The sequence below is a fragment of the Alteromonas lipotrueae genome (assembly GCF_019249255.1).
In the GTDB taxonomy this organism is placed as follows: Bacteria; Pseudomonadota; Gammaproteobacteria; order Enterobacterales; family Alteromonadaceae; genus Alteromonas; species Alteromonas lipotrueae.
The window spans coordinates 71,143-96,479 of sequence record NZ_JAESDJ010000013.1 but is presented as its reverse complement, the minus strand read 5'-3'; the positions used below and the strand labels follow the sequence as shown (position 1 = coordinate 96,479).

21 protein-coding genes are annotated in these 25,337 nt (G+C 44.1%); 15 read left to right on the top strand and 6 right to left on the bottom strand.

Features of this window, described 5'->3' with window-relative positions:
• Positions 1 to 8: 8 nt before the first annotated feature.
• From bioA to KYS23_RS16330, 3 genes are all read left to right on the top strand, one after another.
• Positions 9 to 1,286 (top strand): adenosylmethionine--8-amino-7-oxononanoate transaminase, encoded by a 1,278-nt coding sequence (gene bioA, locus KYS23_RS16340; protein WP_159531345.1) that lies wholly within the window; start codon positions 9 to 11, stop codon positions 1,284 to 1,286.
• Positions 1,287 to 1,368: 82 nt separating this feature from the next.
• Positions 1,369 to 1,890 (top strand): DUF2937 family protein, encoded by a 522-nt coding sequence (locus tag KYS23_RS16335; RefSeq protein ID WP_218419401.1) that lies wholly within the window; start codon positions 1,369 to 1,371, stop codon positions 1,888 to 1,890.
• 272 nt (positions 1,891 to 2,162) lie between these two features.
• Entirely contained in the window at positions 2,163 to 2,444 is a 282-nt protein-coding gene (locus tag KYS23_RS16330; protein WP_159531349.1) for a hypothetical protein, read from the top strand.
• A gap of 167 nt (positions 2,445 to 2,611) precedes the next feature.
• Here the strand turns inward: KYS23_RS16330 and KYS23_RS16325 are convergent, their stop codons facing one another.
• Together KYS23_RS16325 and KYS23_RS16320 are read right to left on the bottom strand one after the other, a co-directional pair.
• On the bottom strand, positions 2,612 to 3,823 hold the full coding sequence (locus KYS23_RS16325; RefSeq protein WP_159531351.1) for a GNAT family N-acetyltransferase/peptidase C39 family protein: 1,212 nt from the start codon (positions 3,821 to 3,823) through the stop codon (positions 2,612 to 2,614).
• A gap of 2 nt (positions 3,824 to 3,825) precedes the next feature.
• Positions 3,826 to 5,325: a RimK family protein gene (locus KYS23_RS16320; RefSeq protein WP_218397904.1), complete on the bottom strand. Its 1,500-nt coding sequence runs from the start codon at positions 5,323 to 5,325 to the stop codon at positions 3,826 to 3,828.
• Positions 5,326 to 5,665: 340 nt separating this feature from the next.
• On the opposite strand from KYS23_RS16320, the gene KYS23_RS16315 reads away from it, so the two are divergent.
• A complete protein-coding gene (locus tag KYS23_RS16315) occupies positions 5,666 to 6,634 on the top strand; it encodes a calcium/sodium antiporter (RefSeq protein ID WP_159531355.1) in 969 nt (322 codons plus the stop codon).
• Here the strand turns inward: KYS23_RS16315 and KYS23_RS16310 are convergent.
• Positions 6,627 to 7,022 (bottom strand): hypothetical protein, encoded by a 396-nt coding sequence (locus tag KYS23_RS16310; protein WP_159531357.1) that lies wholly within the window; start codon positions 7,020 to 7,022, stop codon positions 6,627 to 6,629. The genes KYS23_RS16315 and KYS23_RS16310 overlap by 8 nt on opposite strands.
• Positions 7,023 to 7,314: 292 nt before the next feature.
• On the opposite strand from KYS23_RS16310, the gene asnS reads away from it, so the two are divergent.
• Positions 7,315 to 8,712 (top strand): asparagine--tRNA ligase, encoded by a 1,398-nt coding sequence (gene asnS, locus KYS23_RS16305; protein ID WP_013784826.1) that lies wholly within the window; start codon positions 7,315 to 7,317, stop codon positions 8,710 to 8,712.
• Positions 8,713 to 8,810: 98 nt separating this feature from the next.
• On the opposite strand, the gene KYS23_RS16300 is transcribed toward asnS, so the two are convergent.
• Positions 8,811 to 9,941: a hypothetical protein gene (locus KYS23_RS16300; protein WP_218419399.1), complete on the bottom strand. Its 1,131-nt coding sequence runs from the start codon at positions 9,939 to 9,941 to the stop codon at positions 8,811 to 8,813.
• Positions 9,942 to 10,290: 349 nt separating this feature from the next.
• On the opposite strand from KYS23_RS16300, the gene KYS23_RS16295 reads away from it, so the two are divergent.
• From KYS23_RS16295 to KYS23_RS16260, 8 genes are all read left to right on the top strand, one after another.
• Positions 10,291 to 11,286: a paraquat-inducible protein A gene (locus tag KYS23_RS16295; RefSeq protein WP_232370633.1), complete on the top strand. Its 996-nt coding sequence runs from the start codon at positions 10,291 to 10,293 to the stop codon at positions 11,284 to 11,286.
• A complete protein-coding gene (pqiB, locus tag KYS23_RS16290) occupies positions 11,283 to 12,917 on the top strand; it encodes an intermembrane transport protein PqiB (protein WP_218397909.1) in 1,635 nt (544 codons plus the stop codon). Before KYS23_RS16295 ends, pqiB begins: the two co-directional genes overlap by 4 nt.
• 124 nt (positions 12,918 to 13,041) lie before the next feature.
• Positions 13,042 to 13,656 (top strand): PqiC family protein, encoded by a 615-nt coding sequence (locus KYS23_RS16285; protein ID WP_159531364.1) that lies wholly within the window; start codon positions 13,042 to 13,044, stop codon positions 13,654 to 13,656.
• Between the two features lie 10 nt (positions 13,657 to 13,666).
• Positions 13,667 to 14,776, top strand: a complete 1,110-nt coding sequence (locus KYS23_RS16280) for a GGDEF domain-containing protein (protein ID WP_218397911.1) — start codon at positions 13,667 to 13,669, stop codon at positions 14,774 to 14,776.
• Positions 14,777 to 14,944: 168 nt separating this feature from the next.
• Positions 14,945 to 16,099: an efflux RND transporter periplasmic adaptor subunit gene (locus KYS23_RS16275; protein WP_159531368.1), complete on the top strand. Its 1,155-nt coding sequence runs from the start codon at positions 14,945 to 14,947 to the stop codon at positions 16,097 to 16,099.
• A 10-nt stretch (positions 16,100 to 16,109) separates the two neighbouring features.
• Complete coding sequence (locus KYS23_RS16270) at positions 16,110 to 19,265, top strand: efflux RND transporter permease subunit (protein ID WP_159531370.1); 3,156 nt, start codon at positions 16,110 to 16,112, stop codon at positions 19,263 to 19,265.
• A 113-nt stretch (positions 19,266 to 19,378) separates the two neighbouring features.
• Entirely contained in the window at positions 19,379 to 19,759 is a 381-nt protein-coding gene (locus tag KYS23_RS16265; protein ID WP_159531372.1) for a VOC family protein, read from the top strand.
• A 69-nt stretch (positions 19,760 to 19,828) separates the two neighbouring features.
• A complete protein-coding gene (locus tag KYS23_RS16260; RefSeq protein ID WP_218419398.1) occupies positions 19,829 to 20,590 on the top strand; it encodes a hypothetical protein in 762 nt (253 codons plus the stop codon).
• 80 nt (positions 20,591 to 20,670) lie between these two features.
• Here the strand turns inward: KYS23_RS16260 and KYS23_RS16255 are convergent, their stop codons facing one another.
• Positions 20,671 to 22,605 (bottom strand): extracellular catalytic domain type 1 short-chain-length polyhydroxyalkanoate depolymerase, encoded by a 1,935-nt coding sequence (locus KYS23_RS16255; RefSeq protein ID WP_246604452.1) that lies wholly within the window; start codon positions 22,603 to 22,605, stop codon positions 20,671 to 20,673.
• 174 nt (positions 22,606 to 22,779) lie between these two features.
• Here KYS23_RS16255 and KYS23_RS16250 point away from each other — a divergent pair, with 174 nt between their 5' ends.
• Both KYS23_RS16250 and KYS23_RS16245 read left to right on the top strand, forming a co-directional pair.
• Positions 22,780 to 23,265 (top strand): GNAT family N-acetyltransferase, encoded by a 486-nt coding sequence (locus KYS23_RS16250; protein WP_159531376.1) that lies wholly within the window; start codon positions 22,780 to 22,782, stop codon positions 23,263 to 23,265.
• Positions 23,250 to 23,798 carry a GDSL-type esterase/lipase family protein gene (locus KYS23_RS16245; RefSeq protein WP_218419396.1) on the top strand — a complete coding sequence of 183 codons (549 nt, stop codon included), beginning with the start codon at positions 23,250 to 23,252 and terminating at the stop codon, positions 23,796 to 23,798. Before KYS23_RS16250 ends, KYS23_RS16245 begins: the two co-directional genes overlap by 16 nt.
• A gap of 62 nt (positions 23,799 to 23,860) precedes the next feature.
• On the opposite strand, the gene KYS23_RS16240 is transcribed toward KYS23_RS16245, so the two are convergent.
• A complete protein-coding gene (locus KYS23_RS16240) occupies positions 23,861 to 25,336 on the bottom strand; it encodes an AMP-binding protein (RefSeq protein WP_218397913.1) in 1,476 nt (491 codons plus the stop codon).
• Position 25,337 lies beyond the last annotated feature (1 nt).

Genomic DNA, 25,337 nt, shown 5'->3' with positions numbered 1-25,337 from the left:
GTTGAATTTTGAACAATATAGATTTTGATAAGAAACACATTTGGCACCCTTATACGTCAGCAACTAACCCCTTGCCTTGCTATGAAGTGGTTGGCGCTAGAGGAGCAGAGCTTACGCTTTCAACGGGCGACGTTTTAGTAGATGGCATGTCGAGTTGGTGGGCGGCCATTCACGGTTACAACCACCCTGTATTAAACCAAGCGGCCCACAGCCAAATAGATGCTTTTTCCCATGTGATGTTTGGCGGCATTACCCACCAGCCAGCGGTCGACCTATGTCGCACGCTTCTAGAAATGGTACCTGATGGACTTGAACGGGTCTTTTTAGCCGACTCCGGCTCGGTCTCGGTAGAAGTGGCTATCAAAATGGCCATTCAATATTGGGCGTGCCAAGGTCGCCCAGAAAAGTCTCGCATTGTAGCACCACGCAATGGTTATCATGGCGATACGTTTGCGGCCATGTCGGTATGCGATCCGGTAAACGGAATGCACAGCTTATTTGAGAGTGTTTTAAGCAAACAGCTATTTGCCCCAGCCCCACAAACCCGTTTCGGCCAGACGTTCAGCGAAGACGACATTTTACCTTTGGCCGAGCTGTTCGAAAACCATCACCATGAAATGGCAGCGCTTATTCTTGAGCCCGTTGTCCAAGGTGCGGGCGGTATGCGTATTTACCACCCTGAATATTTAAAACGCTGCCGCCAACTCTGCGACAACTACGACGTGCTACTTATCTGTGATGAAATCGCTACTGGATTTGGGCGAACAGGCAAGCTATTCGCCTGTGAACATGCAGGCATTTCTCCAGACATTATGTGTTTAGGAAAAGCTATTACTGGCGGTTACATGACCTTAGCGGCCACCTTATGTACTGAAGATATTGCATTAGGTGTTTGCCAAGGCTCACCTGGCGTATTCATGCACGGCCCCACTTATATGGGTAACCCACTTGCCTGTTCCGTAGCTAATGCTAGCTTGTCATTGATAAACGAAAATCACTGGCAGCAACAAATCCCCGCCATTGAGAAACAATTACACACTGAACTGTCAAAATGTGCCAACCTGCCTACGGTAGCCGATGTGAGAGTGCTAGGCGCAATAGGTGTGGTTGAAACCGTTCATCCTGTCAACGTGGCCGATATTCAGCGCCACTTTGTAAAACAAGGTGTGTGGATACGGCCTTTTGGTAAGCTGGTATACATTATGCCTCCATACATCATTAGCCCAGACCAACTCAGCAAACTGACCCATGCTATCTACACCTATTTAAGCGGAAGTATAAGGTGAAAATATAGGGGTGCGATGACTGGTCTACCGTAATTTATACACTGCTTAATCGCTGAAAAATAACTCTAGGTCAGTCATTTATATGTTTGTACGCGTTTTTGATAAAATCGTTTTTGCCACTCTGTTTGTTGCCGCACTGCAGGTGCCTATTTTAGCCGATCACTATCGTCAGTACTTGAGCGGCTATTACGATGCAACCCGCGAAGAAGTGTCTGCCATGTCGGCATTAGCAACGCAGCATGGCTATGCATCAGTGGGGGCAATGTTAAGTGCACTAAGGCAAAACAGTGAAGCCGTGGTAAGAGCAGATGCAGAACGTAAATCGACGCTTTTCACCAAGCTAGACCATATAGAACAAGGGATCAAGAACCTTGAGCACGGCCACTATTATGAAAAAGCTTGGTATATGCTCACACCCTCAAACGCGCCTACACTGCAGAAGGTATTGGGTAATTTCAGCCCATCCGTGCCGCTTACCCCATCATCAATTATTTTCAGCTTTATCACTGCTTTACTGATTAATTTACTATTGTGGGGCCCATACCTTTGCTACTGCCAAGTCAGGCACTTGAAGCAAAAGCCACGGCACGCCAGTTATCGTTAACGCTCTTTGGCGCAGCCTATTACGCCCTATATAGCGAGGCAAACAATGTAAAGCCAGAGCAAGGCAACTATGCCCCTCACTTGCACGTCTATTCTCCCTACACTATTCCCCTACCTATTCATCCTAAATGCACTTTGAATAATTTCTATGCAAATTTGGCATTCTCCATGCAGTAAGCTTAATAGGAGTTTTTTGTTTTAGCATAAATAAACCGTGCCAATAACAAAAAAGCGCAATTATTTTAGTTAGTTAAATAGTAAGGAAGAATCATAATGCCTACTGACGCACAATTACTTATTGGGAAAGTGTTGCAAATAAAAGACAAAATCAGTGCAAAACGTCATTGTATCCCTAGCGAGCTACAAACTGAGTGGGACGCACTTGATAAGAAAACAGCCTGCTTCGAAAGCACGGCCATTTTCAAGTCTGCGGTGAAAGGTCAACACACCAGCAAGCAACTTGCCTATTCTGGTTCAGTTAAAGAATTATCAGGTTTAGTTAACCGCCTAAACGCGCTTAATGAAGAAGTAACAATTGCGCAGGTTAGGCATTAATAACTGCGCTGCTATATTCTAGCTCAAGGTGCCTAAATTAAGGCTTTTCACTCTGCCTTAAGTTTGTAGTCCCTAGCGTTATGAAAACAACCGCGCTTTTATTATTGAAGCAATCTTGGCTAATCAGTCATTCCCATCAGCCGCGAAATGCTTTAGAAAGTAGCTTTTTAGATAGCAGCTTTTGTAGACAGTAGCACTAGCGTACGCACTTTGCGTGTACCGTAACTGGCTAAGCGAACAAAGTCGTCTCTTGCCACTGGAATGTGTTGAAATTCAACACGCTGACTTTCGTTTTGACTATTGCCTTCGTCAGCATCGGGGTCGTGCAAATAAAAGCATTGTTCATCGTAACTGGTAATAGCCACCCAATGTGGTGCTTTTTTCTTGTCAAATGCATAGGTGCTTATTAAGCACACCACCGCTTTACCAGCATCTAGCGCTTGTTCTATAGCATCAACACGCCACTCTTCAGTAGCAATAGCCATATTACTTTTTTGCGCTTGAAGCAAAAAGTCAGCTTCTACTTGCCCAACAATATGCTTTTTATGCTCACTTCTTACGCCATCCACAAACAATGGCAAAGGCTGGTTAATCAAAACTTCTGCCGTAAACCCTTCCAATTGTGCCGCTAGCGCCAATCCAATAGGGTGGCAACCGCCATGGCCTGACGTCATAAATATTGTGGTCGCCGTACGCCAAATCGCCAATTCTTTTTGCTGGTTCATTGCAAAACCATTTTGCAATGAACACATGGCCATCATCAATGCCGATGGCCCACAGGTAAACTCAGTCGTTTGCTGATACCAAGGGTATATAGCATGGGACATGGCTTTCGATGACACCAATACCTTTTGCATACGCAAGGCGTTTGAATGATCGTCGTAATAATCAACGTACATACCGAACTGTTTAAAACCTAGCCTTTGGTAAAGTGAAATAGCGCCCTTATTGTCCGCAGACACTTCTAGGCGCATAAAGCGCTTTCCCCTGGCTAACGCCTGCTCCCCTAGCCTTGCTATCAACTTTTCAGCTATTCCGAGGCCACGGGCTTCGGGCAACACCGCGATGGAATACAACCGAGTAAGTTGTGTTCCTCTGCGTAGCAACAGTAATCCATAACCCGCTAGCGAAACCCCTTGCGCGCTATGATGCTCGGCAATATAAAATTCAGCATGTTTGGCTGTAACGTAAAAACGAAAGCGGCGAACATTCAGCTTATCGCTTTTAAAACACGTGTTTTCGATGTGTTGTATTCGTTTCACATCATCTAACGTGGCTTTTCTCAATTGAACATTGTTCACGGCATTCTTTTCAGCTTCATCCCCACCTTTATATTCAGGCGCAAGTTTATTGTATTCAGAAGCAAGTGCACTGTTCATGCTTATCGTCCTCGCCGCTCTAGTCTGTCCGCAAATTCTTGCATAATTAACTCATACAAGGCTTTGCCTAAATACTTATCTTCCACCCCAGCATCTATGCTCGGGTTATCGTTTACTTCAATCACGTATACCTGATTGCCTGAATGCTTGATGTCTACACCGTATAAACCATCACCCACAACCTTTGCTGCTTTAATTGCTGCCTGCAATACCGGCTTAGGTACTTCAAAGGTTGGCATAGTAGTAAAGCCACCGGATGAAAAACGCTCGCCTTGATGGTGATAAATTTGCCAATGATTTCGCGCCATAAAATACTGACACGCGTAAATCGGCTTACCGCCCAACATACCAATACGCCAATCAAACTCGGTAAAAATATATTCTTGAACCAATACTAAGGCAGATTCTGCTAACATCTCGACTAATCGGGCTTTTAACACATCGCGGTTTTCTGCTTTGTGTACCCCCCTTGAAAACGAGCTTTCTGGCAACTTCAATACCAAAGGTAAGCCGAATTCTTCAATAAGCTTATCGCAGGTTTCATCATCTGAGTTCGACACAAAGGTGGCTTTCGGTGCCGGTACTTTTTGATAAGTAAACGCATCTTGTAAAAACACTTTGTTGCAACAGCGCAATATAGACTGGGTATCATCCATCACTATTACCCCTTCTCGCTCAGCCGCTCTGGCTAAACGGTAGGTATGATGGTCTATCGCCGTAGTTTCACGAATAAATAACGCATCATAGTGGCCCAAATCTTCAGGCGACAAACGTGAAACCACATCAGCTCTAAAACCCACCTTCTCAGCCGCTTTTACAAAGTGGCGAATGGCTCTTTCATCGCTAGGAGGCGTCGACTCATCAGGGTTAACTAAAATAGCCATGTCCCAACGAGTGCGCTTACTTACTTTAGAAGCACGCCACTGTTTCGTAGTGTAGTTTTCTAACTGTGCAATACACTGCTGCTGTTGTTTACTGTCTAGCGCGGTAAAGGGCTTCGCAGCAATATCAGCAAAGCCAACCACATTATGTTTACCACTTACTTTTTTACCCTCCTTTTTATCTGCACGGGAATCAGATACCGACAGGGTAAGTAGCAAAATCGGACACGGATATTTTTCAAACGCTTGACGGGCGACACGCTTGAAACGCTGATCTTTAACTTCACCAAAAAGTACTAATAAAGGTGCAGTAGGAATGTCAATTTCATCCACGGGTAACGACAATGCAAAAGGCAGCCTATCCACACTGCGTGCTTCTGCTAGTCGTAGGTCGTTAATGGTGTTTACACCGGGCAATACTAAATGGTTACGTGCCTGCGCTAGCAATGAACAATAGTACCCTTGGCTTAAATAGCGGGTAGTATCACACAGGTTTATCACCCGTATTTTTGGTTCATTAAGTTTCGGAAACTCCGCCAAGTAATCTTGAAAAGTAAGTACCGATAACGCTGTTTCGCTAAATGGCGTAACATCGTCAGCCACAATCAACGTATTGTGCATGTAATTCGCTTCTAAATAATATTAAGTAAGTTACAATTCGAGTGATGCGATATTTGAAAGTAATATTCGCCACCACTCGAGTAAGAATGGCGCTGAGTTTACGCCGAAAGTGAAAATTGCAAAGTGAATTGAGCACGGCTTTTTTTCATCGTTAAGACAACGAAAACTAATCTATCCAGTAGGGTTATTGATGGTGAAGAGCTATCGCCCGTTAGAAGGCGCTTGGCTGTGATTCAAGCTCAGCCGAAATGAGGCGAAAGCCCAAGACAGCTGTCGTTTTCACTTAGCTTTTTTATAAAAAATACTGCGAACAGATTTCAGTAAACAAATAGGAGATTGTATGTTACTAGCCAGTTTAGCCATTCTTATCGGGCTACCGGTTTTGCTATGGAGTGCAGGGAAATTTGTAGGCGGCGCAGCATCCGTCGCCAATCACTTTGGCGTATCTCCACTTCTTATTGGTATGCTCATTATTGGTTTTGGAACGTCAGCCCCTGAAATCATTGTTTCAATCTTCGCGGCCATTCAGGGTAACTCAGGTATTGCGCTAGGTAATGCCTACGGCTCAAACATCGCTAACATACTGCTTATTTTAGGATTAACCGCACTTATCAGCCCTATTGCGGTTAAATCGAACATTATTAAAAAGGAAATTCCCGTACTACTGGGCATTACCTTTTTTGCCTCTTGGCAGGTACTAGACCAAACGGTATCAAAGGATGATGCTTTCTCATTACTAGGCCTGTTTGTGTTGCTTATTTCGTGGAGTATTTGGCACGGCATGCAAGGCAGTAAAGATAAACTAGCCGATGAATACAGTGAGGAAATCAATGCAACAGAAGGTACTATTAAAACCCATATTGTATGGCTTATTACCGGCCTATTGCTGCTAGTAGCCAGCTCTCGCATATTAGTGTGGGGAGCTGTTGAAGTGGCCACCTTCTTTGGCGTTAGCGATACCATCATTGGCTTGACGGTTATTGCCATTGGTACGTCTTTGCCCGAACTTGCCTCATCCCTCATTGCAGTGAAAAAAGGGGAGCACGATTTGGCCTTGGGTAATGTTATTGGCTCTAACATGTTCAACACCCTCGCCGTAGTAGGTATTGCAGGTACTATTCAGCCGATGACGGTAAGTGCTGACTTCTTATATCGCGATGTAGTGGTGATGCTAGCAGCCACCGTAGCACTGTTTGTATTTTGCATTGGCTACAAGCGCCAAGGGCGCTTAAATCGAGTAGAAGGGGGCGCATTTGTGGCAGCTTACGCCATTTACACCTATTGGCTTATTAGCATCGCCTTTATGTAGCGGCTCCCATAGTAGTGGCCAGTGTAATAAGGCTAATAACAGCTATGCTGGCCAATACGAATAAATTAAAACCGAATTGATCGCCCTGTCGCCTGCTTCGGCGGGCGCGCATTACAATACTGACCAAGCTTACCAATAAACACACTTGCAGCATGATTTGCATGGCTTTTACATATTCAGCCGACCACCCTGTGTCGCCTTCAATTCCCCAATATTCTTGTACACCACTGATAAAATCGGGGCGCGCAAAGTGAAAAAGAACCAGAGTTACGACTAAGGCTAACCACCCTACTACATTCAGGGCCAGCATCACGCGAAAGAAATTCGTTTCGGTTCTAGGTCTTGAACGTCGCTCTTCAACACCGTACGGATTATATTTATTTCCCATTTGTCACTCTGTTCTCTGGCATCCCGCTTTAGGTTGAGTATACTAGCGTGCTATTGGATTATGCGTTATTAGCGGTATTTATTTTTAGTCCTCTTGTAAACGCCATTCTCGCGTTTTTAAAATGACTAAGTGCTATCTCGCTTTTTCAGGATGAAAATTCTAAAACATGCTGAATTATCGGCAGAAAATCCAAAAGATTGACGTAAAAACCATTATTAGTGCAAATGCACATTGCTGTTGCTTGTGGCCAATGACACAAAACAGCATAAATCAGTGAGACGGAGAAATTAACATGACGCATGCGCCCGTTGTCGACGTACTTAAAGGTAAGTACGCAGTTGGCGAATCGGTAACCGTTAAAGGTTGGGTAAGAACACGCCGCGACTCTAAGGCTGGGTTATCTTTTATAGCACTACACGATGGTAGTTGCTTTGACCCTATTCAAGTGGTGGCACTGAGTTCTCTGTCAAATTACGCTGACGTACAGCGTTTAACAGCAAGTTGCTCACTATCGGTAACGGGTGTGGTAAAAGCATCTCAAGGCCAAGGCCAATCGGTAGAAATTGAAGCAACAGAGGTTGAGGTATTAGGCTGGGTAGAAAACCCTGATACCTACCCAATGTCAGCTAAGCGTCACAGTATCGAGTATTTGAGAGAGTACGCTCACTTGCGCCCTCGTACTAACGTAATTGGTGCGGTAACCCGTGTGCGTAACTGCTTATCACAGGCCATCCATCGCTTTTTCCACGAACGCGGCCACTTTTGGGTGTCAACCCCAATTTTAACCGCAAGTGACACAGAAGGCGCTGGTGAAATGTTCCGCGTATCTACATTAGATATGATGAACTTACCACTAGACGACAAAGGTAACGTTGATTACTCAGAAGATTTCTTCGGTAAAGAAACTTACCTTACCGTTTCGGGTCAGTTGAACGTTGAAACTTACTGTACAGCTATGTCTAAGGTTTATACCTTTGGACCTACTTTCCGCGCAGAAAACTCAAACACATCTCGCCACTTGGCTGAGTTTTGGATGATTGAGCCGGAAGTCGCTTTTGCTGATTTGAGCGATATTGCTCAACTAGCTGAAGATATGCTGAAGTATGTATGTAAAGCCGTACTTGAAGAGCTGCCAGATGACATGAACTTCTTTGCTCAGCGCATTAAAAAAGATGCCGTTGAACGCTTAGAAAAGCTAGTGAGTTCTGACTTTGTTCGCATGGACTACACAGACGCTATCGACATTCTACAAAACTGCAAAAAGACGTTCGAATTCCCTGTTGAATGGGGAATCGATTTGTCTTCTGAGCATGAGCGCTATTTAGCCGAAGAACATGTTGGCGCGCCTATCATTATGCAAAACTATCCTAAGGATATTAAAGCATTCTATATGCGTATTAACGACGACGGTAAAACCGTTGCAGCTATGGACGTACTTGCACCAGGTATTGGTGAAATTATTGGTGGCTCGCAGCGTGAAGAACGCCTGGATGTTTTCGATGCCCGTTTGGAAGAAATGGAATTGTCGAAAGAAGACTACGCTTGGTATCGCGACCTTCGCCGTTATGGCACCGTACCTCATTCTGGTTTCGGACTAGGTTTCGAGCGCTTGGTTGCTTATGTGACTGGTATGCAAAACGTACGTGATGTTATTCCATTCCCACGTACACCAGGTAACGCAAGCTTCTAAATGTCGGAAATCTTGTTTATGTAAAGCCAGCACCTTGTGCTGGCTTTTTGTTTTCTGCAGTCAGCGTTTCTTACCACTCATCACTTCACGCTATTTTATTAAGGCGTTATGCCATTGCCAATCGCTGCTGAGCGACACGGTATTACCGTATAGGAATAGCCAATATCATCATTTTCTAAAAGGCTGATAGTTAAAATTTCATAGTCGTTCAATTCCACAACTCGTGTACCTTCGGGGTTAGCGCAGCGAGAGAACTCATCAGCTTCATAATGGAAGATAAACTCAGCAAGCAATTGCATCTGCATAAGTCGAAACTTAGCACTTTGAGCAGCAAGGTCAAAGCTAACCACTTTTTCATCTTCGGTTGAGCCTGGCGAGGTAGCATCTGGTAATGCTTTTGAATCGGCTTCGAGAACTGCGGTAGATTTACGCTCAGCTTCAAATTCCGCCTCAATCAGCCCTTTTAAATTATTAGCAGCGTCAGCCAACCTAACCGTTTTTTTTGCGTTGCCGATTTGGGCATCATTCACACCTTTATCTTCAACTTCAGAGCTGGTCGACACGACTTCAGAGGGCGTGTCTGAGAAAAAGCTCACCACCCCCGATTCCATCGACACTTCTAACACCTTTACCAATATCAATATCGTCCATACGTAGCGGACTAAAGCAGTGGTGAACACAAACCGGTAGTCTGGCGCATGCCATAAGCCATGAACACCAAAAGGCTTTAGCAGCAGTAATGCGATTAAGTACAGCGGCATGACTAATTGAACAAGTACCAGCGCTAAGAGCGTGGTGATAAAAAACCAGCTTGGTAGCATGAGGATAATGGCAAAATTATGACTGTAAGGCAGTGATGCGGCGCTGACACCCGAAACGCTATTCACTAATCCACTTGCCGAAGCCAACGCAAAATTGGCGATTACCGCATAAATGAAAAGGATCAAAGCTTTACCTGGTAAGCTATTCCATACCACCATGAACCTTGGCCAGAATTCATGAAGAATGGCAATCGTCACCAATACGCCAATTACGATGTTAAAGAAAACACCCTGAATATCGAAAAACAGTACACTAAAATACACCAAGGTTGCAGCAGCATAACAACGCTGCGCCAAATTCAGGCTTTTCCAAAACGTTGTTCCCCTTGAAGATCGTTTTAGTAAGCCACGCTCGATTACGCGCTTAAATACCCCAAAGCGGCGCTGGAATTGAATTATTATGCTCATGTAATGTCTTATGTTGTGATTATTTTTAGTTGTACTTCTCAGCGAAGCTTCCCGCTAACCGTGGAATACGCTATTCTGTTAACAATTACAATTCAACGGTTTAACCGTCGTTTTTATAGTTTGGGTTTACATTCCGGCTCTAAGGCTTGGATCTACAGTTCGATGTTTCCATTTAAAATAAGGTAGTCGTTTTCTTACCCCTATGGCTGAAGGTAATAGGTTAACCCTCGTTTGCGAACAATGCCATCATCGCGTTGTATTGCCAGAATTGAATCATCGAGAACGGGCAGTATGCCCTCGATGCCATCATACCTTGCTCACATTTAAGAGAAATGCAAGCGAGCGGCTTTTGGCGTTTTCAATAAGTGCGTTTGTGTTTTTGGCCCTATCCCTACCTTTTAACTTTTTGACTTTTAAATCAAGTGGTCAGAAGCATAGTATCGATCTTCCCGGTGGTCTTTCAGTTTTAATGGAAAATGACTATTTATCGTTGGCTATTATTACCGGATTAGCGACGTTAATTTTACCCGGCATGGTGCTTTTAGGTTTTATTACCCTTGGGTTAGCACATTTAAACAATGCGAGAACACCGTTTATTAAGCGAATGTTTTATTGGGTAAGAGCCTTGCTACCGTGGAGTATGGCCGAGATATTCTTAGTTGGAACATTAGTTAGTTTGATAAAAGTCTCCGAACTCGCCGATGTAGCTATTGGTATGTCTTTTTACGCTTTTATTGGTTTTACCGCATTTATGGCTCTTTCTATGTCGAACTTTGACAGTACAGGGTTTGCGTTGTGGCTGCACGAAGGCAAGTTGCCACCACCAAAACCTTTAGAAGAAAAACAAGCCAGTGGCAGTATACAACGCACTTGGGCGCTGCTACTTACATCAACTATTTTGTATATCCCCGCTAACGTATTACCTATCATGCGAACTGAATTTTTTGGTCAAGAAACCCCAAATACCATTATAGGCGGCGTGATCACGCTGTGGGAGGGGGGCTCCTACCCCATCGCCATTATTATTTTAGTGGCCAGCGTAGTGGTACCAGTCGCTAAAATTATCATTCTGTGTTGGTTGAATCTAAGTGTTCAACTGGGCCGAACAGGCTCTACACAATTACGCATTCGCTATTACCGCATCACCGAAGCAATTGGACGCTGGTCTATGATTGATGTTTTCGTTGTCGCGGTATTGGTTGCATTGATTCAAATGGGTAATACACTTTCTATTTTTCCTGGCCCCGCAGCGCTTGCGTTTTGCGCGGTGGTCTTTACTACGATGATAGCCGCGATGACATTTGATTCACGGTTAATTTGGCAGCATTGGAAACAACTACCATGACAGAAGAGGCAAAAGTTACGTCCACAAAATCAATCTCTCGTATATGGATCATTCCCATATTAGTAGTCGTGGTTGGTGGCTGGATGGTTTATCAACAATGGAAAAACCAAGGGCCTCTAATCACCATAGAGTTACAATCTGCCACTGGCATTGAAGTTAACAAAACCCCAATCAAAGTGCGGGATTTGGATGTGGGGCAAGTGAAAAAAATTACGCTTAAGCCTAACTTGGACGGTGTATTAGTAACTGCGCGCATCGATGCCAATGCATCTCACCTACTTACCGATAAAAGTGAATTTTGGGTGGTGGCCCCGCGAATTAGTTTTTCAGAAGTGTCCGGTCTAAACACCTTACTCTCTGGTAGTTATATCGCCATGGCTGCGAATGACAGCGGTAAAGAACAGCTTAATTTTATCGCCCTCGAGCGCCCTCCTGTAACACCTGCTGGCACACCTGGATTACACGTCATTCTGCAAAGCGATGATGAGTTTGCTTATAAACCAGGTGACCCCATCATTTATAAAGGCTTCAAAGTCGGTGAGTTTGAAGATGCGGTCTTTAATATTGAAGAACGTGTGGTGTACTACGATGCGTTTATTGAAGCCCCCTACCATAAGCTTGTTACCGAAAATACGCGTTTTTGGGATGTGAGCGGCGTAAAGCTTAAGCTTGAATCAAGCGGCGTAAAAATGGAAACCGGCAGTTTAGAAACCCTGTTAGCCAACGGTATTACCTTTGGTGTACCTGAAGGGGTTCAAATTGGTGAGCGAGTGGTAGAGAACGCGTTTTTTACTATTTACGGTGATATTGCTACTGCCTCCAATGCACGGTACAAGCTTGCCGCCGAGTATGTGCTTTTAGTTGATGAAAGTGTTCGTGGGCTTACCGTAGGCGCCCCCGTTGAATACCGAGGAATTGAAATCGGTAATGTAACGGCTATTAACTCGTTTCCTGCAGTGGAAGGCAACATACTTGAACGGGATTATCCCATCCCCGTCATTATTAACATCTACCCTGGAAAAGTCAGACAGCCGGACACAGAAGAAGGATTGAATGCCATCAAACAAACCATGCGCAATTGGCTTCGTAAAGATTTAAGGGCTACCCTCCGAATGGGTAATGTACTCACCGGTGGTCTTTTTGTAGACTTACAGCACGTTTCAAAACCTGACGACAGTGATGAGATAGCAGTGCTGAACGGTTACGAAGTGATCCCAACTGTATCTAACGAGTTTACGCAAATTACGCAAAAAGCAGATGCGATTTTAGACAAGATAAATCAACTGCCTTTGGATGACATGGTATCAAACGTATTATTGGCCGTAGAAGATATGAAACTGGCTGCGCAGTCTGTTGAAACGGCGAGTGATGACTTTGATTTGCTTATTGAAAATGTAGATACAGAGCTGCTTAACACTAACTTAAATCAAGTATTAATAAGCTTAGACAGCTTGTTAAAAAACTACAGCGAAGGGGGCTTGAGCCAGTCTGAAATCAAAGAAACGGTAGATACTATGCAAGATACTATGCGTAATCTTCAGCCTTTGTTATTAAAGCTGAATCAGTCACCGAATAGCTTAATTTTTACTGATAGCAATAGCTCTGGTATTGAACCAAAAGCGAAAAATTAGCGAAATAGAAACTTATTCAACTAAGAACTAAAATACGTATAAGGCTTCTGGGTTTGCGTGGGCAAGTAAATGCCAACCTAGAAGCGGCTGAGCTAAGCGCTATCTAAGTACTGTAAGGATAATAATGAACACTTTTATTAATAATAGGAATGCGCTGGTTTGCAAAGTTATTAGAGCAAGATTAATTTTCGCTGCTTTTCTTGGCGCTTCATTAGTAGGCTGTGCTTCATCTGGCAGCGCACTGCAATATTACTTGCTACATTCAACGACTTCGTCTTCTGCAACTGAGTATGAAACTGCCCCCCATGGTTTATTAATAAATAAGATTATCCTCCCCGATTATCTGAAACAACGAGGCCTTGTTTATCAAACCAGCTCTACCAGTTTACATATCGCGACTGACCACCTTTGGGCCGAGCCCCTTGATGAGGGTATTACTAAGTCATTAAAAGCATCGTTACGTACCCAAGGTGTAATGTTAGTTACCCATAATGTGAATGCTAAAGAGGTTAATGACTATTTAACCCTACAGATAGATGACTTTATCACTACATGGCAAGGCGATATTATTCTGAGCGGGCAATACGTTGTAAAGCACATAGACGATTCGCAGTCAGCACGGGATTTCGAGTACATACTCCCTCTTGAAGTCGATGGATTCCCTGCAAGTATCGAAGTGATGCGAGAAGCTATTCATGCCTTGGCGGAAAATATAGCTAGCGAAATCACTAAGGGATAACCCTATTTTTATGATTAGTGCCCTTAAAAAGTTTGTAGACCTTGGAACCGATGCATCGCTGTCTGACGATTTAAATCGTCGAATCAGAGTCGTTAACATGTTTTCTGCGGTTGGAATGACCGTGACTTTTTTACTTGGGTTTCGGGCACTGTTTGCACAAGAAGCCTTCTTAACCTGCGTGTTATTTTCTTCCACCATACTGTTTGCAATATCTCACAAGTTACAGGCCATGATAGGGGCAAAGCGAGGCAGTTTCATTTCTGCTACCGTTTTAATTGCCTGCCTCATGTCACTTATGCTCACACTAGTCGTGACTGGCGGTAGCGAAAATACGGGGCCGCTTTGGATATTTACCGTCCCCTCCGTCACCATGTTTTTTACTGGTTTTCGCCGGGGGCTAATGGCGCTAACAGGTTTTGCGGCAGTTATTATTGTCATATTTTTTGCACCCGATAATGCCTTATTGGCGACAGAGTATTCTTTCGAGTTTAAAACTCGCATTGTCTATACTTTCATCACGGTTTCTTTCCTATCCGCATTTTATGAGTATAGCCGTCAACGTAGCTACAATACGGCCATGTATTTGAGCGAACAGTTTGAACGTCAAGCAAGATATGACCCTCTAACTACCCTGCTAAACCGCAGAGGAGGCCAGCAGCAGCTTGAGCAGGAACTCAGCAGAATGCAGAGAAACAAAAAATCGTTTTCTATCGCGCTCGCTGATATCGACCGCTTTAAATCTATAAATGATACCTTCGGACACGATGCGGGTGACGAGGTATTAAAAAAGGTTGCCGGCGTTTTCAACAGCCGCTTGCGCGCACAAGATGGCCTATCGCGATGGGGCGGCGAAGAATTTTTGTTTATTTTTCCAGAAACTAATGAGCAAGATGCGAAGATTGTGACTGAACAAATAAGAGAAAATCTGAGTGCTAAAGCCATTCCGGTTGACGACAAATCTCACCGTGTCACGTCAAGTTTTGGGGTGTGCCAGATTACGCCATCAATGACACTTACTGCTGCGTTAAACTTGGCCGACCAAGCGTTATACCAAGCAAAAAATGACGGTAGAAATAAAGTATGTACTGCAAAAGAGCTTAAGCGTAAAAGTAGTCGCTAGACTTATCAACCAGTGATATCCCCTCCCGAAAATCCTTTTCACGTGCAAGTATTGGTCTCCCCAAGTCTTTACATTTATTGACTCACGTTTAGTTACAATTGATGAATAACTTTGACACAGTTTGACGTTAAACTACGCTCAGGTAATTTTTTCAAATAAGACCCGATTATGAAATGGATGAAATTCATACTTCCCGTTGCCATCCTGGTAGTGAGTTACTTTATAATGAAAGGCATTGAGGCCTCTGCCTCAGATTCAGCCATAACGGAAGCGGTAGACACTCGTCCCACCGTCACTATCGAGCAAATTGATGTCGAGAGTTCTGTCATCACATTATCTTCTTATGGAGAAGTGCAGCCGCTAGAAAGCACTAATCTTGCGGCTCAGGTCTCTGGTGAGGTTGAGTCTTGGAACCCCAAATTTGTAAGTGGCGGACTGGTTCGTCGAGGTGAAGTGTTATTCTCGGTAGAAAAAGACGCCTACGAGGCAGCACTATTACTCGCGCAAGCTAACCTTTCCAGTGCACAAGCACAATTAATTCAAGAGCAAGCACAGGCGGATGTAGCAGCACTAGAAGCCAAATCTATGCCTGATGCTAGGATCACCGACTTGTACCTTAGAAAGCCACAGGTTATGAGTGCACAAGCAGCGGTTAAATCGGCAGAAGCTCAACTCAAAATTGCCAAGCGCGACTTAGATAACTGTGAAGTAACTGCCCCTTATGATGCTCTCATTATTTCAAGAGAGATCAGTACCGGCGATTATGTTACCCAAGGGACTACCGCTGCGGTTATCAATAATATTGAGCAGGCAGAAATCACCTTCCCAATCGCAGGCTTCGACCGGGTATTTTTAGATGAAGACACCCTAGGGAAAAAAGCAATACTTACCCTAGACGATGTAAGCAAAACACAAGTTACCGCCACTATCCACCGCGATACGGGGGTTATCGATAGTGCCACCCGCATGACGCATTTTGTAGCCAGAATTGAAGACCCTTACGCCTTAAATGCAGCCAAACCCATCGTTAAATTCGGCACCTATACCACGATTAGCTTTAAGGGCAAAAGACTAGAAGATGTGTACCGTATTCCTCAAGAATTAGTGACCAACCGCACACTTTGGACAATAGATGAACAAAGTAAGTTAGTCTCGCAAAAAATTCAGGTTATTCGTGAAGATGGCAGCGATTTTCTTATTCAAGGTAATTTCAACCCGAACAAAGTGGTGATGTCTTTACCTGAATACCCTCAAAATGGCATGGAAGTAAAAGTCATCGATAACAGCGCTGATTTTGTGGCGAACAGCGACACCGCGAAATAGGAGCGCCACCATGAATAAAACGAATTCCGAAACTGGCATCATCGCGTGGTTTGCTAATAATGCCGTGGCCGCTAACCTATTAATGATATTTATCATTTTGATGGGCTTAGCCAGTTACTTTACGATACAGCGCCAAATGTTTCCCAACATCGAAATAAACTACATTACGGTGTCGGCACAATATCCTGGGGCATCTCCCCAAGAAATAGAAGAAAGTATTCTTATTAAGGTAGAAGAGGCGCTAAAAGACGTTACCGAGATTAAAAGAACGGTAGCTCGCGCCTTTCGTGATTCTGGAACCGTTACACTTGAAATCGATACCGATGAAGAACTTACCGATGTACTCGATAAAGTGAAACTAAGAGTTGACGGTATTGCTACCTTTCCTGCGGGAATGGAACCGGTAAATATTTCGCAAATTGAGTTTCAACAAGACGTAATTGAAATGCCATTGGTGGGCGACTTACCCCTGCCCGAGCTTAAAGTTATCGCCAAAGAAATTGAAGATGAGCTGCTTCAATTAGGCAACGTGTCCTTAGTAGAAATATCTACGCCCAGTGATGAAATTGCCATTGAAATAAAACCAGAAATGCTGCGTAAATACAGCCTTAGCATTGCCGATGTTAGCCGTGCGATAAGCAACTATTCCACTAATATTTCTGCCGGGCAATTGCGTACCAACGCAGGTATTATTTCTGTTCGGGTAGAAAACCAATATTACAGCGGCACTGAGTTTGCCCAAATTCCAGTTAAGATTGGTACTGCAGGTGCAAAAGTGACTTTAGGTGACATAGCCACAATTAAAGATGGCTTTACCGAAGGCGAACGCTACTTTAAATACAATGGCAAAAACGCCATTTACATGTCGGTAAGTGCGACTAAATCACAAAATACCATCCCCGTTGCTAACACGGTGAAAGCTTACATTGAGCAGAGAAATAAAACCCTTCCAAATGGAGTGAGCTTAGAAATACTGGTAGATATGACCTACTACTTGAATGCTCGCTTGGACATGATGCTAAAAAACCTGTTTCAAGGGTCCATTCTTGTCGCCTTGATGCTAACCCTATTTCTACGTTTCAGGCTAGCCTTGTGGGTAATGGTAGGCTTACCGGTTTGCTTCTTAGGTGCCGTTATGCTGATGCCGATATTTGGCATTAGTATTAATATTCTTTCGCTATTTGCATTCATTATGGTGCTGGGTATTGTGGTAGACGATGCCATTGTCATAGGAGAAAGTGCCTATACGGAAATAGAAAGCAAAGGCGGCGGTATTGATAACGTAGTACGCGGCGCAAAGCGTGTTGCTACGCCAGCCACATTCGGTGTTTTAACAACCATTGCGGTATTTGCTCCGTTTACCCTAAGTAGCGGCCCTGAAGGAGCCTTCTTCTACAATATCGCTATTGTGGTTATCTTTTGCTTAGCGTTCAGCCTGGTTGAATCAAAGCTAATACTACCAGCACATATTGCACATACACACTTTACACCGATTAAAAAAGGAAGCTGGCGGGATAAATTTAACGCTCGATTCTACGGCTTTGTAAACGGCCCTTATAAACGAACGGTAGAGCGTGCGTTAAAGTGGCGTTGGGCGGTATTTTTCCTTTTCTTCGGTATTTTGATGATTAGCGTTGGGCTAATCAATGCAAACTATGTGCGTATGGTACCCAACCCGAAAGTACCTCATGATTTTCCTAGCGTTCGCATTGAAATGAATGAAAACGTGTCGGATGCTGCCACCATCACCGCGTTAAAAACCATAGAACAAACGATCTTAGACGTTGAAGAACAGGTTATTGAAGAGTTTGGCACCGGTATGATCCGCGACAGACTCGCTTTCAACGAAGAACGCACCCAAGGCCAAATTTTGACCCCCTTAGTGCACGAAGACAAGCGCCCTATTGATACCTTCGAGTTAGCAAGACGCTGGCGAGAAGCCATACCAGAAATTCCTGGTATGAAGTCATTCACGGTAATAGATGATGTGAATGGTGGTGGCGATGATGGCGAGTTTGGCTATCTTTTATTTGGCCCTGATATCAACACATTGAACGCTGCAGGTTTGAAGTTTATTGAAATGCTGCAACAACAAGATGGACTATTTGATATTAGTTCAACCATAGATCCTGCCAGCAAAGAAGTGCAATTAGTCATGTTGCCCGTGGCGTACGACTTAGGTTTAACCCTTTCTGACATTGCTTCTCAAGTTGGTGCTAGCTTCTATGGCGGCGAAGCCCAGCGTGTTATTCGTAATGGTGAAGAAGTGAAGGTGATGGTGCGCTATCCCGAACTTACCCGTGAGCGTTTTGCTGATTTGAAATATACCGTTATCAAAACGCCCGAAGGCCGTGACGTAATGCTAGGTGACATCGTGTTGTTGGAAGAAAAGCCTGGCATTAGTTATATTCGCCGTGAAGGTGGTTATCGCAGCGTGTATGTGTGGGGCAACATTGATGAAGAGGCGGTGGAGCCTAATGAAGTAGTAGAACAAATTCGTGAAAAATTACTGCCACAACTTCAAGAAGAATTCCCATCAGTGATGACCGAGCTTGGCGGCGATATAGAAGAACAGCAAGCCCAGCAAAACGAGCAAATTTTGTTTTTCTTAGCCGCGATGATTATGGTTTATATCCTTCTAGCAGTGCCCCTTAAAAGCTATGGGCAGCCGCTTATTATCATGTCTGTCATTCCCTTTAGTTTTACAGGCGCGATATGGGGTCATTTCTTACTGGGCCTCGATTTAAGCATGATGTCTACTTTCGGTCTTATCGCTGCTGCTGGTGTTGTAATAAACGACTCGTTGGTAATGACCGATTTTGTGAACCAACGCCGCGCCCAGGGCTACAGTATTAAAGAAGCGGTAACCGAAGCCGGAAGTGCTCGCTTTCGGGCTATCACTCTGACCTCCATCACTACCTTCGCCGGTGTACTGCCGATTATGTTTGAAAGTAGCCTACAAGCTGCGTTCGTGGTGCCCATGGCGGCCGCTCTTGGTTTTGCTGTACTTTACGCCACACTGGTCACGCTTATTTTAGTACCGTGTTTATATTTAATATTACTCGATTTAACCATTCCGTTTTCATGGATAAAAAACAACGTTTTTCGACAGAAAAGGTCTTTAAACCTTAATGTGAGCAATGGGATTGAACTTGAGAATGAGTAGTCTTTCCTTGCTCATTTTTCAGCCTTCGATTTAGCGACATTTTAAAGTGCAGAATAATGGTATCGTTCACATTACTAACTCATTTATTTAAACGTTATATTTTAGGAAGTTAAATGAAACTTAATCAGGTTACTTTGCCCGTAAAAAATATGAACGATGCGGTTAGTTTTTACTTAAAGCTCGGCTTCACTCAAATTGTCGAAACACCTCACTACGCTAGGTTTTCATGCCCAGACGGCGACTCTACATTTTCTTTATCGCTTGAAAATGAAGAGCTTCAGAATAACTCGGTAATCTATTTTGAACACAAAGACCTAGATGAGCTTTGTAAAAACTTATCACAAAAAGGTATTCAGATTGTGCAACCCCCTACGGAACAAAGTTACCTTTGGAAAGAGGCTATTCTGAAAGACCCTTCAGGTAACAAAATCAAACTCTATTGGGCTGGCGAAAACCGCTTGAACCCACCGTGGAAAGTGGAAATACGCGTATAACAAGCCCATTAAATATCTCGCAGGCTCATTGGGACAAAAACACATAGCTTAGTGACCAAGGAAGAATTTATGTTCAAGAAGTACTTGTTGATCTCTCTGTTGATTTCCACGTCGACATTTGCAAAAACTTTTCAGGCTAAAGATTTTACCATCGAATATGATGAGAATGTTTCCATTTCAATCGTTGAACAACTAGCATCAACGATCAGCTCAAATAGAAACGTTGTAAAAGCTTATCTTAACCAGTCAGTAGAATATCAAGGTACTCCTATTCAGGAAGATGTAATTGTATACATTTCGAAAAAACGCCGGACACCCTATCAGGATTGGAATACGATCCATATTCCAGAAAAAAGGGTGCTATCCGCTTTTTCTAAAGACAAATCAGAAAATAGCGGCATGGCTGTAATTCACGAACTGACACACGTCTATGCAGTCAGTTATTTTCGTAAAAAGAAGAAAAATGGATACGAGGACCGTTTTTTCGATGATGGCTTAGCAGTATTCCTACAACATAGATTTGGTGAGACCCCCGAATACCCTAACTTTGGCCAAGATCTATATAGAGCAGTCGCCGAAACTTCAATAAGTTACGGAGGATTGATTCCTCTAAAAGAAACAGAAAATGTAAGGCATTCAGCAAAAACAGGCAAAGGCAGAAAGCTTGCTTATCTGCAAGAAGGTGCCTTTACACAGTTTTTAATTGAAAACTACGGTTTAGGTCTATACCTAAAAATTTATGCTGGAGAGGATTTGCAATCAGTTACTGGTAAAACGTTTAGTCAACTGGAGAACGAGTGGGCCACATTGATTGGACGTTTCGCGCTCTAGCAAAACGTTGTGGCTACAACGCATATACGCAGGGCCCTAATACACTTGATATTGAGCCCCACGCAAACGTTAGTCATACATTATACCGATGGGCAAGCCCCCACATACCAGAGGGTATCGTTGTTAGAGTACAGTGTAACGGTCCCCCACGTAGAACCTAACATTGCGTCATCAGACCCATTTGCAAAATAGTCAGGCGCAAAGAGATTACCGGTGCTGTAAGCCCTACCCGCAACTTTATGATAGTAGTTGCTAGTTGTAAACTCGACACAGGAACTGCTACCACCGTTTCCTCCGCCATTGTTACCCCCTCCAGTACTGCAAGATTGTGCAACCCCGAAGCACGACACATCATTGTCTTGCCAAATACAATTGCCGTCGCTTTGTACTGCTTCAGTGAGTTTGAACGTGTCAGTTCCGTACTCCAAATAGCAGGTGGCGTATTCAGTGTATCCCAAACGACCTGCAGAAATGTGCTCGGATAGTGTTGCGGTAACGCCAGCGTCAATGAAGACATTCAGCTGAGTATTGCTCGACAAGCCAGCCGCATCATTGGCCGTTATCGTGATGTTTTGCTGGCCACCAGGCAGATCACAGGCTGTGGCAGAAAAAGACAAACCTTCGATAGTGGCGCTAATATCGCCGGTTGAATAGCTTACGATGACATTAGTAAGATCTTCATTTTCATCGTAAACATCACCAGACACCGCCGCGCATTGACCTGAAACGTTCGCAATTGCATTGGATATAACCGGAGCAATTGGCGGTGGTGGCGGGCCTACTCGCGCCGTTAGCGTTGTTTCTGCAGACACCGCCCCTTCATTATCCACTGCTGTCACAGAAACCACATACAACGCATCTGCAAGTGCAGCACTGGTGATTAAAAAACGGTCATCAGACTGGGTAATCGCTGTATATTGATAAGCGTTTCCTATATTGTCACTAATAAGTACATTGATTTGATCAACGCTTCCCTCTTCATCAACGGCACTACCTTGCACAATTAACTGCCCACCCGATTCCTGCGCGGTTACACCACTAAGTACGGGCGCTTGATTGCGGTCCACTCGCTTATTATTATCAATGAAGAACTGCCCCAAGTAACTAGCGTAGTTAATACCGCTCCCATTGATATAAGAGCCACTGGCACCGTCCCCACCCGACCATGCATGGTCCACTCCGTTTAGCCACAACATAGATACACGCCCTTCTTGCCAGAGAACTTCTTCAGCAGTGCGACCTGTAGCACCAATAATAGAATTGCCCGCTAGTTCAGAAACACCGTATACATCCGCCATCCCTTCAGCATTTTGCCGGTTGTAACAAGTATCAACGGTGGTATCTGCATCACCATGAGCGATGGAGGCAATTTGATCATCGAAGGATGCGGTATAACTCCCGGCATATTGTTGGCAGCGAGTGGCAACATCAGCGTATTCACAACTACCAATAGCACCGCTTGAACTTGTACCTATACTCGGCCCGGCACTGATTCCCATGCCAGCAAACACATCTGGCGCTAAACAAGCCGTGGTATTAGCAAATGCTGCGCCGGACGACAACCCAGCAATGTACACTTGATCAGCATCGATGCCATAGCTGCTATCAGCGGTTAGTGTGTTAGCCAACGACAGTAAATTAGCGTAATCACCTGCACTACGAGATTTAGCGCCCTGCCAATAGGACCAACAGCTAAATCCAGCTTTATTCATTGCATCGGGCACAGCAATTACCATACCGTAACTTTCAGCTGCTTCCTCAAGATTGGCACTGAGGTAAGCGCTTATTGACTGTGTGCATCCGTGTAATACCACTAATAACGCCCGTCCTTCACCAATAGGCGATTGGGTATCGGGGGTATATATGTGCACATTGTTAAATCCGCCTGCAGCAACGTTTTGTTGCCAACTACCAGCACTCACCCCCAGTGAAGTGAATAAACACACCATACTAGCCAACAAACTATTGCCAATAATGCGTATTAACGTAAATCGTTTACCTAATATCATAATCATGCCCTCTCATTTATTACCCACACACTTTAATTTACATATTATTAACCTTTAATTAGCAAAACAGATGTAGAACTTTCGTACTGAGGCTAGCCGTCGGTCATCGAAAAACCGTCGACCGTAGATTCGGTTTAGATAATAATCAGACGATGAAGTGGTTATTTTTGGGGAAAATTCATGATTAGAGAAATCACAAAATTAGATTTTGAGTCATTTTGGCCAACGTTTTATTCGGTAATTCAAGCCCAAGAAACGTATGCGTTTGATCCCAATATGACGCTGGAAGAGGCATATTCCTTGTGGTGTGAAATACCATTGAACGCGTACGTGTTTGTTGAAAGTAACGCTGTTCTTGGTACTTATTACATTAGGCCAAATGCCATGGGTCCGAGTAGCCATATTTGTAATTGCGGTTATATGGTATCACCTGAAGCTAGGGGTAAAGGCATTGCTCGTCTTATGTGTGAGCACTCACAAAAGAAAGCCATTGAGCTTGGCTTTGATGCTATGCAATATAATAGTGTGGTATCGACTAATAATGTAGCTGTTAGGCTTTGGGAAAAGCTCGGTTATTCCATTATAGGTACAATACCTAAGGCATATAAACACGGTCAATTAGGACTTGTTGATAGCTACATTATGTATAAATGGCTGCGCATATAACAAGACCGCCTTTGATGGGCAGTAATGCGCTGAGTCGATTACAGCGCGATGCCTTGTCAAAACCCGGCATTAGCTCCTCAATCGTACTATTGGGTATAAATGACATCGCTTGGCCGGGTACGCCTTTTGCGCCTGAGACGTCATTACCGAATATAGAGCAACTAACCGCCGGATTTACACAGCTTGTTAAGCAGGCACATATGCAAGGCGTCAGCATGATAGACGCAACAATTCCCCCTTTTCAAGGGACACTTGAGGGCACGCGAATTACCCACTATTACAGCGATGAGAAAAATCAGTTACGCCTTGCCTTAAATGAATGGATAAAAACCAGCCAGGCCTTCGATAACGTAATCGATTTTGACAGTATTTTACGATACGCCAACGCGTTAAACCACATCGCACCTGAATATGACTCTGGTGATTATATTCATCCCGAAGAGGCAGGAAACAAAGAGATGGCTTACGGCTTTGAGCTTAACGTACTGAATAATGCACTCTCCAGAAGCAAAAATAGTCCCCAGAACTGGTGACGTTGGCTCAGAACCAATACTATCGGGCATGCTTGAAAATTCAGATAGAAAAGGGCCTGAAATCAGGCCACACTTTCTAATAACACGTGCTTGAGAACTTTACCTGCGCCATTGCGTGGCAACACGTCAAGTACAACAGTAGATTTGGGTATTTTGTATTTCGCAAGGTGCGACGCTAAGTAGTGATTCAACCCTTCAAGATCAAGGCATTTCACATCAGAATTACACACCACAAATAAACAACCAACTTCTCCCCACTTGTCGTCGGGTACGCCAATCATTGCGCATTCAAATACCTGAGGGTGTTTCAACACCACCGCCTCTACTTCAGCGGGATACACATTTTCACCGCCAGAAATAAACATGTCTTTTTTTCTATCAACAACCCGATAGAAACCTTGCTCATTTTGTCGGGCAATGTCACCTGTTTTAAACCAACCGTCAGCAGTGAAACTATTATTAAACAAAGCCGACTTTCGCCAGTAACCTTTGAATAAGTTAGCTCCTTTTACTTGCACTTCTCCAGGTTCCCCAGCTTTCACTATATTACCTTGTTCGTCTAGCAACCGAATAGTCAATCGTGGGGGGCTCGTACCAACGCATCCTGCACTTTGGTCAATTAAGTTAAGCTGGTGCGGCATTCCCAACAAGGAACCTGTTTCACTCATTCCATAACCATCCACTATGGCAATTCCGTCATTTAACCATCGTCGAATTTGCACTTCTGGGTGAGGAGCCCCACCGGTCAGTAATGCCTTCAAATGCTTCAAGTTAACCGGGTTGAAACTCGCTTCTTGTCGAAGCGCATTGGCCATTTGTGGAATACAAAAGTAGTGAGTAATTCCTAACTCGGAATCGGAAAGCCTTTCTAACGTTCGTTCAGGTATAAAACCGTCTGATATAACTAACCTGCCACCGTTGTAGAGTACCGGCCTGACAGATGCAACCAGTCCGATAACATGAAACATGGGGGATTCAGCCAGAAATACACTGTGTTGGTCCACTTCGTAAAGTAACGTAGAATTAAGTACGGTTTCCATCAAGGTAGCTTCAGTATGGATGGCACCTTTAGGCTGTCCTGTCGTTCCCGAGCTATACAGAATTAAACTCGCAGCATCGTCATCAAACGCGATTAAATCTTCCCCGCTAATAGCCGCAGTATCACTAATAAGGTTGTCGATGGGCTCGAATGCTAAACCAATCTCAGCGGCTTTTTCGTCGCCAAAGACTAATGAAGGTTCGCAGTCATCAAGCAAGCTTTCAATTTCGAACAAGGCAAGACGCCAGTTCAAGGGGACAAAGATAGCCTTACACCGTGCACACGCTAAATGTAGGGCTACCACCTCGGCTCTGTTTTTACTCACACAGGCCACTCTATCCCCTTGCTTTATGCCACGTTGTAGCAAATACGCAGAAAACTTACTGACCAACAGATTATATTCGCTGAAGCTCCAACTACGATCGTAAGTAAGGTCTTGCACCGCTAAGCTGTCTGGTCGAAAATTTGCCTGAAATGTCAGAAAGTCCATCTGTGTCATT

Bases quoted from the DNA above. Each gene is read 5' to 3' on its own strand.
- KYS23_RS16335 (WP_218419401.1), top strand. From the start codon at position 1,369: ATGTTTGTACGCGTTTTTGATAAAATCGTTTTTGCCACTCTGTTTGTT.
- KYS23_RS16330 (WP_159531349.1), top strand. From the start codon at position 2,163: ATGCCTACTGACGCACAATTACTTATTGGGAAAGTGTTGCAAATAAAA.
- KYS23_RS16325 (WP_159531351.1), bottom strand. From the start codon at position 3,823: ATGAACAGTGCACTTGCTTCTGAATACAATAAACTTGCGCCTGAATAT.
- KYS23_RS16320 (WP_218397904.1), bottom strand. From the start codon at position 5,325: ATGCACAATACGTTGATTGTGGCTGACGATGTTACGCCATTTAGCGAA.
- KYS23_RS16315 (WP_159531355.1), top strand. From the start codon at position 5,666: ATGTTACTAGCCAGTTTAGCCATTCTTATCGGGCTACCGGTTTTGCTA.
- KYS23_RS16310 (WP_159531357.1), bottom strand. From the start codon at position 7,022: ATGGGAAATAAATATAATCCGTACGGTGTTGAAGAGCGACGTTCAAGA.
- asnS (WP_013784826.1), top strand. From the start codon at position 7,315: ATGACGCATGCGCCCGTTGTCGACGTACTTAAAGGTAAGTACGCAGTT.
- KYS23_RS16300 (WP_218419399.1), bottom strand. From the start codon at position 9,941: ATGAGCATAATAATTCAATTCCAGCGCCGCTTTGGGGTATTTAAGCGC.
- pqiB (WP_218397909.1), top strand. From the start codon at position 11,283: ATGACAGAAGAGGCAAAAGTTACGTCCACAAAATCAATCTCTCGTATA.
- KYS23_RS16285 (WP_159531364.1), top strand. From the start codon at position 13,042: ATGAACACTTTTATTAATAATAGGAATGCGCTGGTTTGCAAAGTTATT.
- KYS23_RS16280 (WP_218397911.1), top strand. From the start codon at position 13,667: ATGATTAGTGCCCTTAAAAAGTTTGTAGACCTTGGAACCGATGCATCG.
- KYS23_RS16275 (WP_159531368.1), top strand. From the start codon at position 14,945: ATGAAATGGATGAAATTCATACTTCCCGTTGCCATCCTGGTAGTGAGT.
- KYS23_RS16270 (WP_159531370.1), top strand. From the start codon at position 16,110: ATGAATAAAACGAATTCCGAAACTGGCATCATCGCGTGGTTTGCTAAT.
- KYS23_RS16265 (WP_159531372.1), top strand. From the start codon at position 19,379: ATGAAACTTAATCAGGTTACTTTGCCCGTAAAAAATATGAACGATGCG.
- KYS23_RS16260 (WP_218419398.1), top strand. From the start codon at position 19,829: ATGTTCAAGAAGTACTTGTTGATCTCTCTGTTGATTTCCACGTCGACA.
- KYS23_RS16255 (WP_246604452.1), bottom strand. From the start codon at position 22,605: ATGATTATGATATTAGGTAAACGATTTACGTTAATACGCATTATTGGC.
- KYS23_RS16250 (WP_159531376.1), top strand. From the start codon at position 22,780: ATGATTAGAGAAATCACAAAATTAGATTTTGAGTCATTTTGGCCAACG.
- KYS23_RS16245 (WP_218419396.1), top strand. From the start codon at position 23,250: ATGGCTGCGCATATAACAAGACCGCCTTTGATGGGCAGTAATGCGCTG.
- KYS23_RS16240 (WP_218397913.1), bottom strand. From the start codon at position 25,336: ATGACACAGATGGACTTTCTGACATTTCAGGCAAATTTTCGACCAGAC.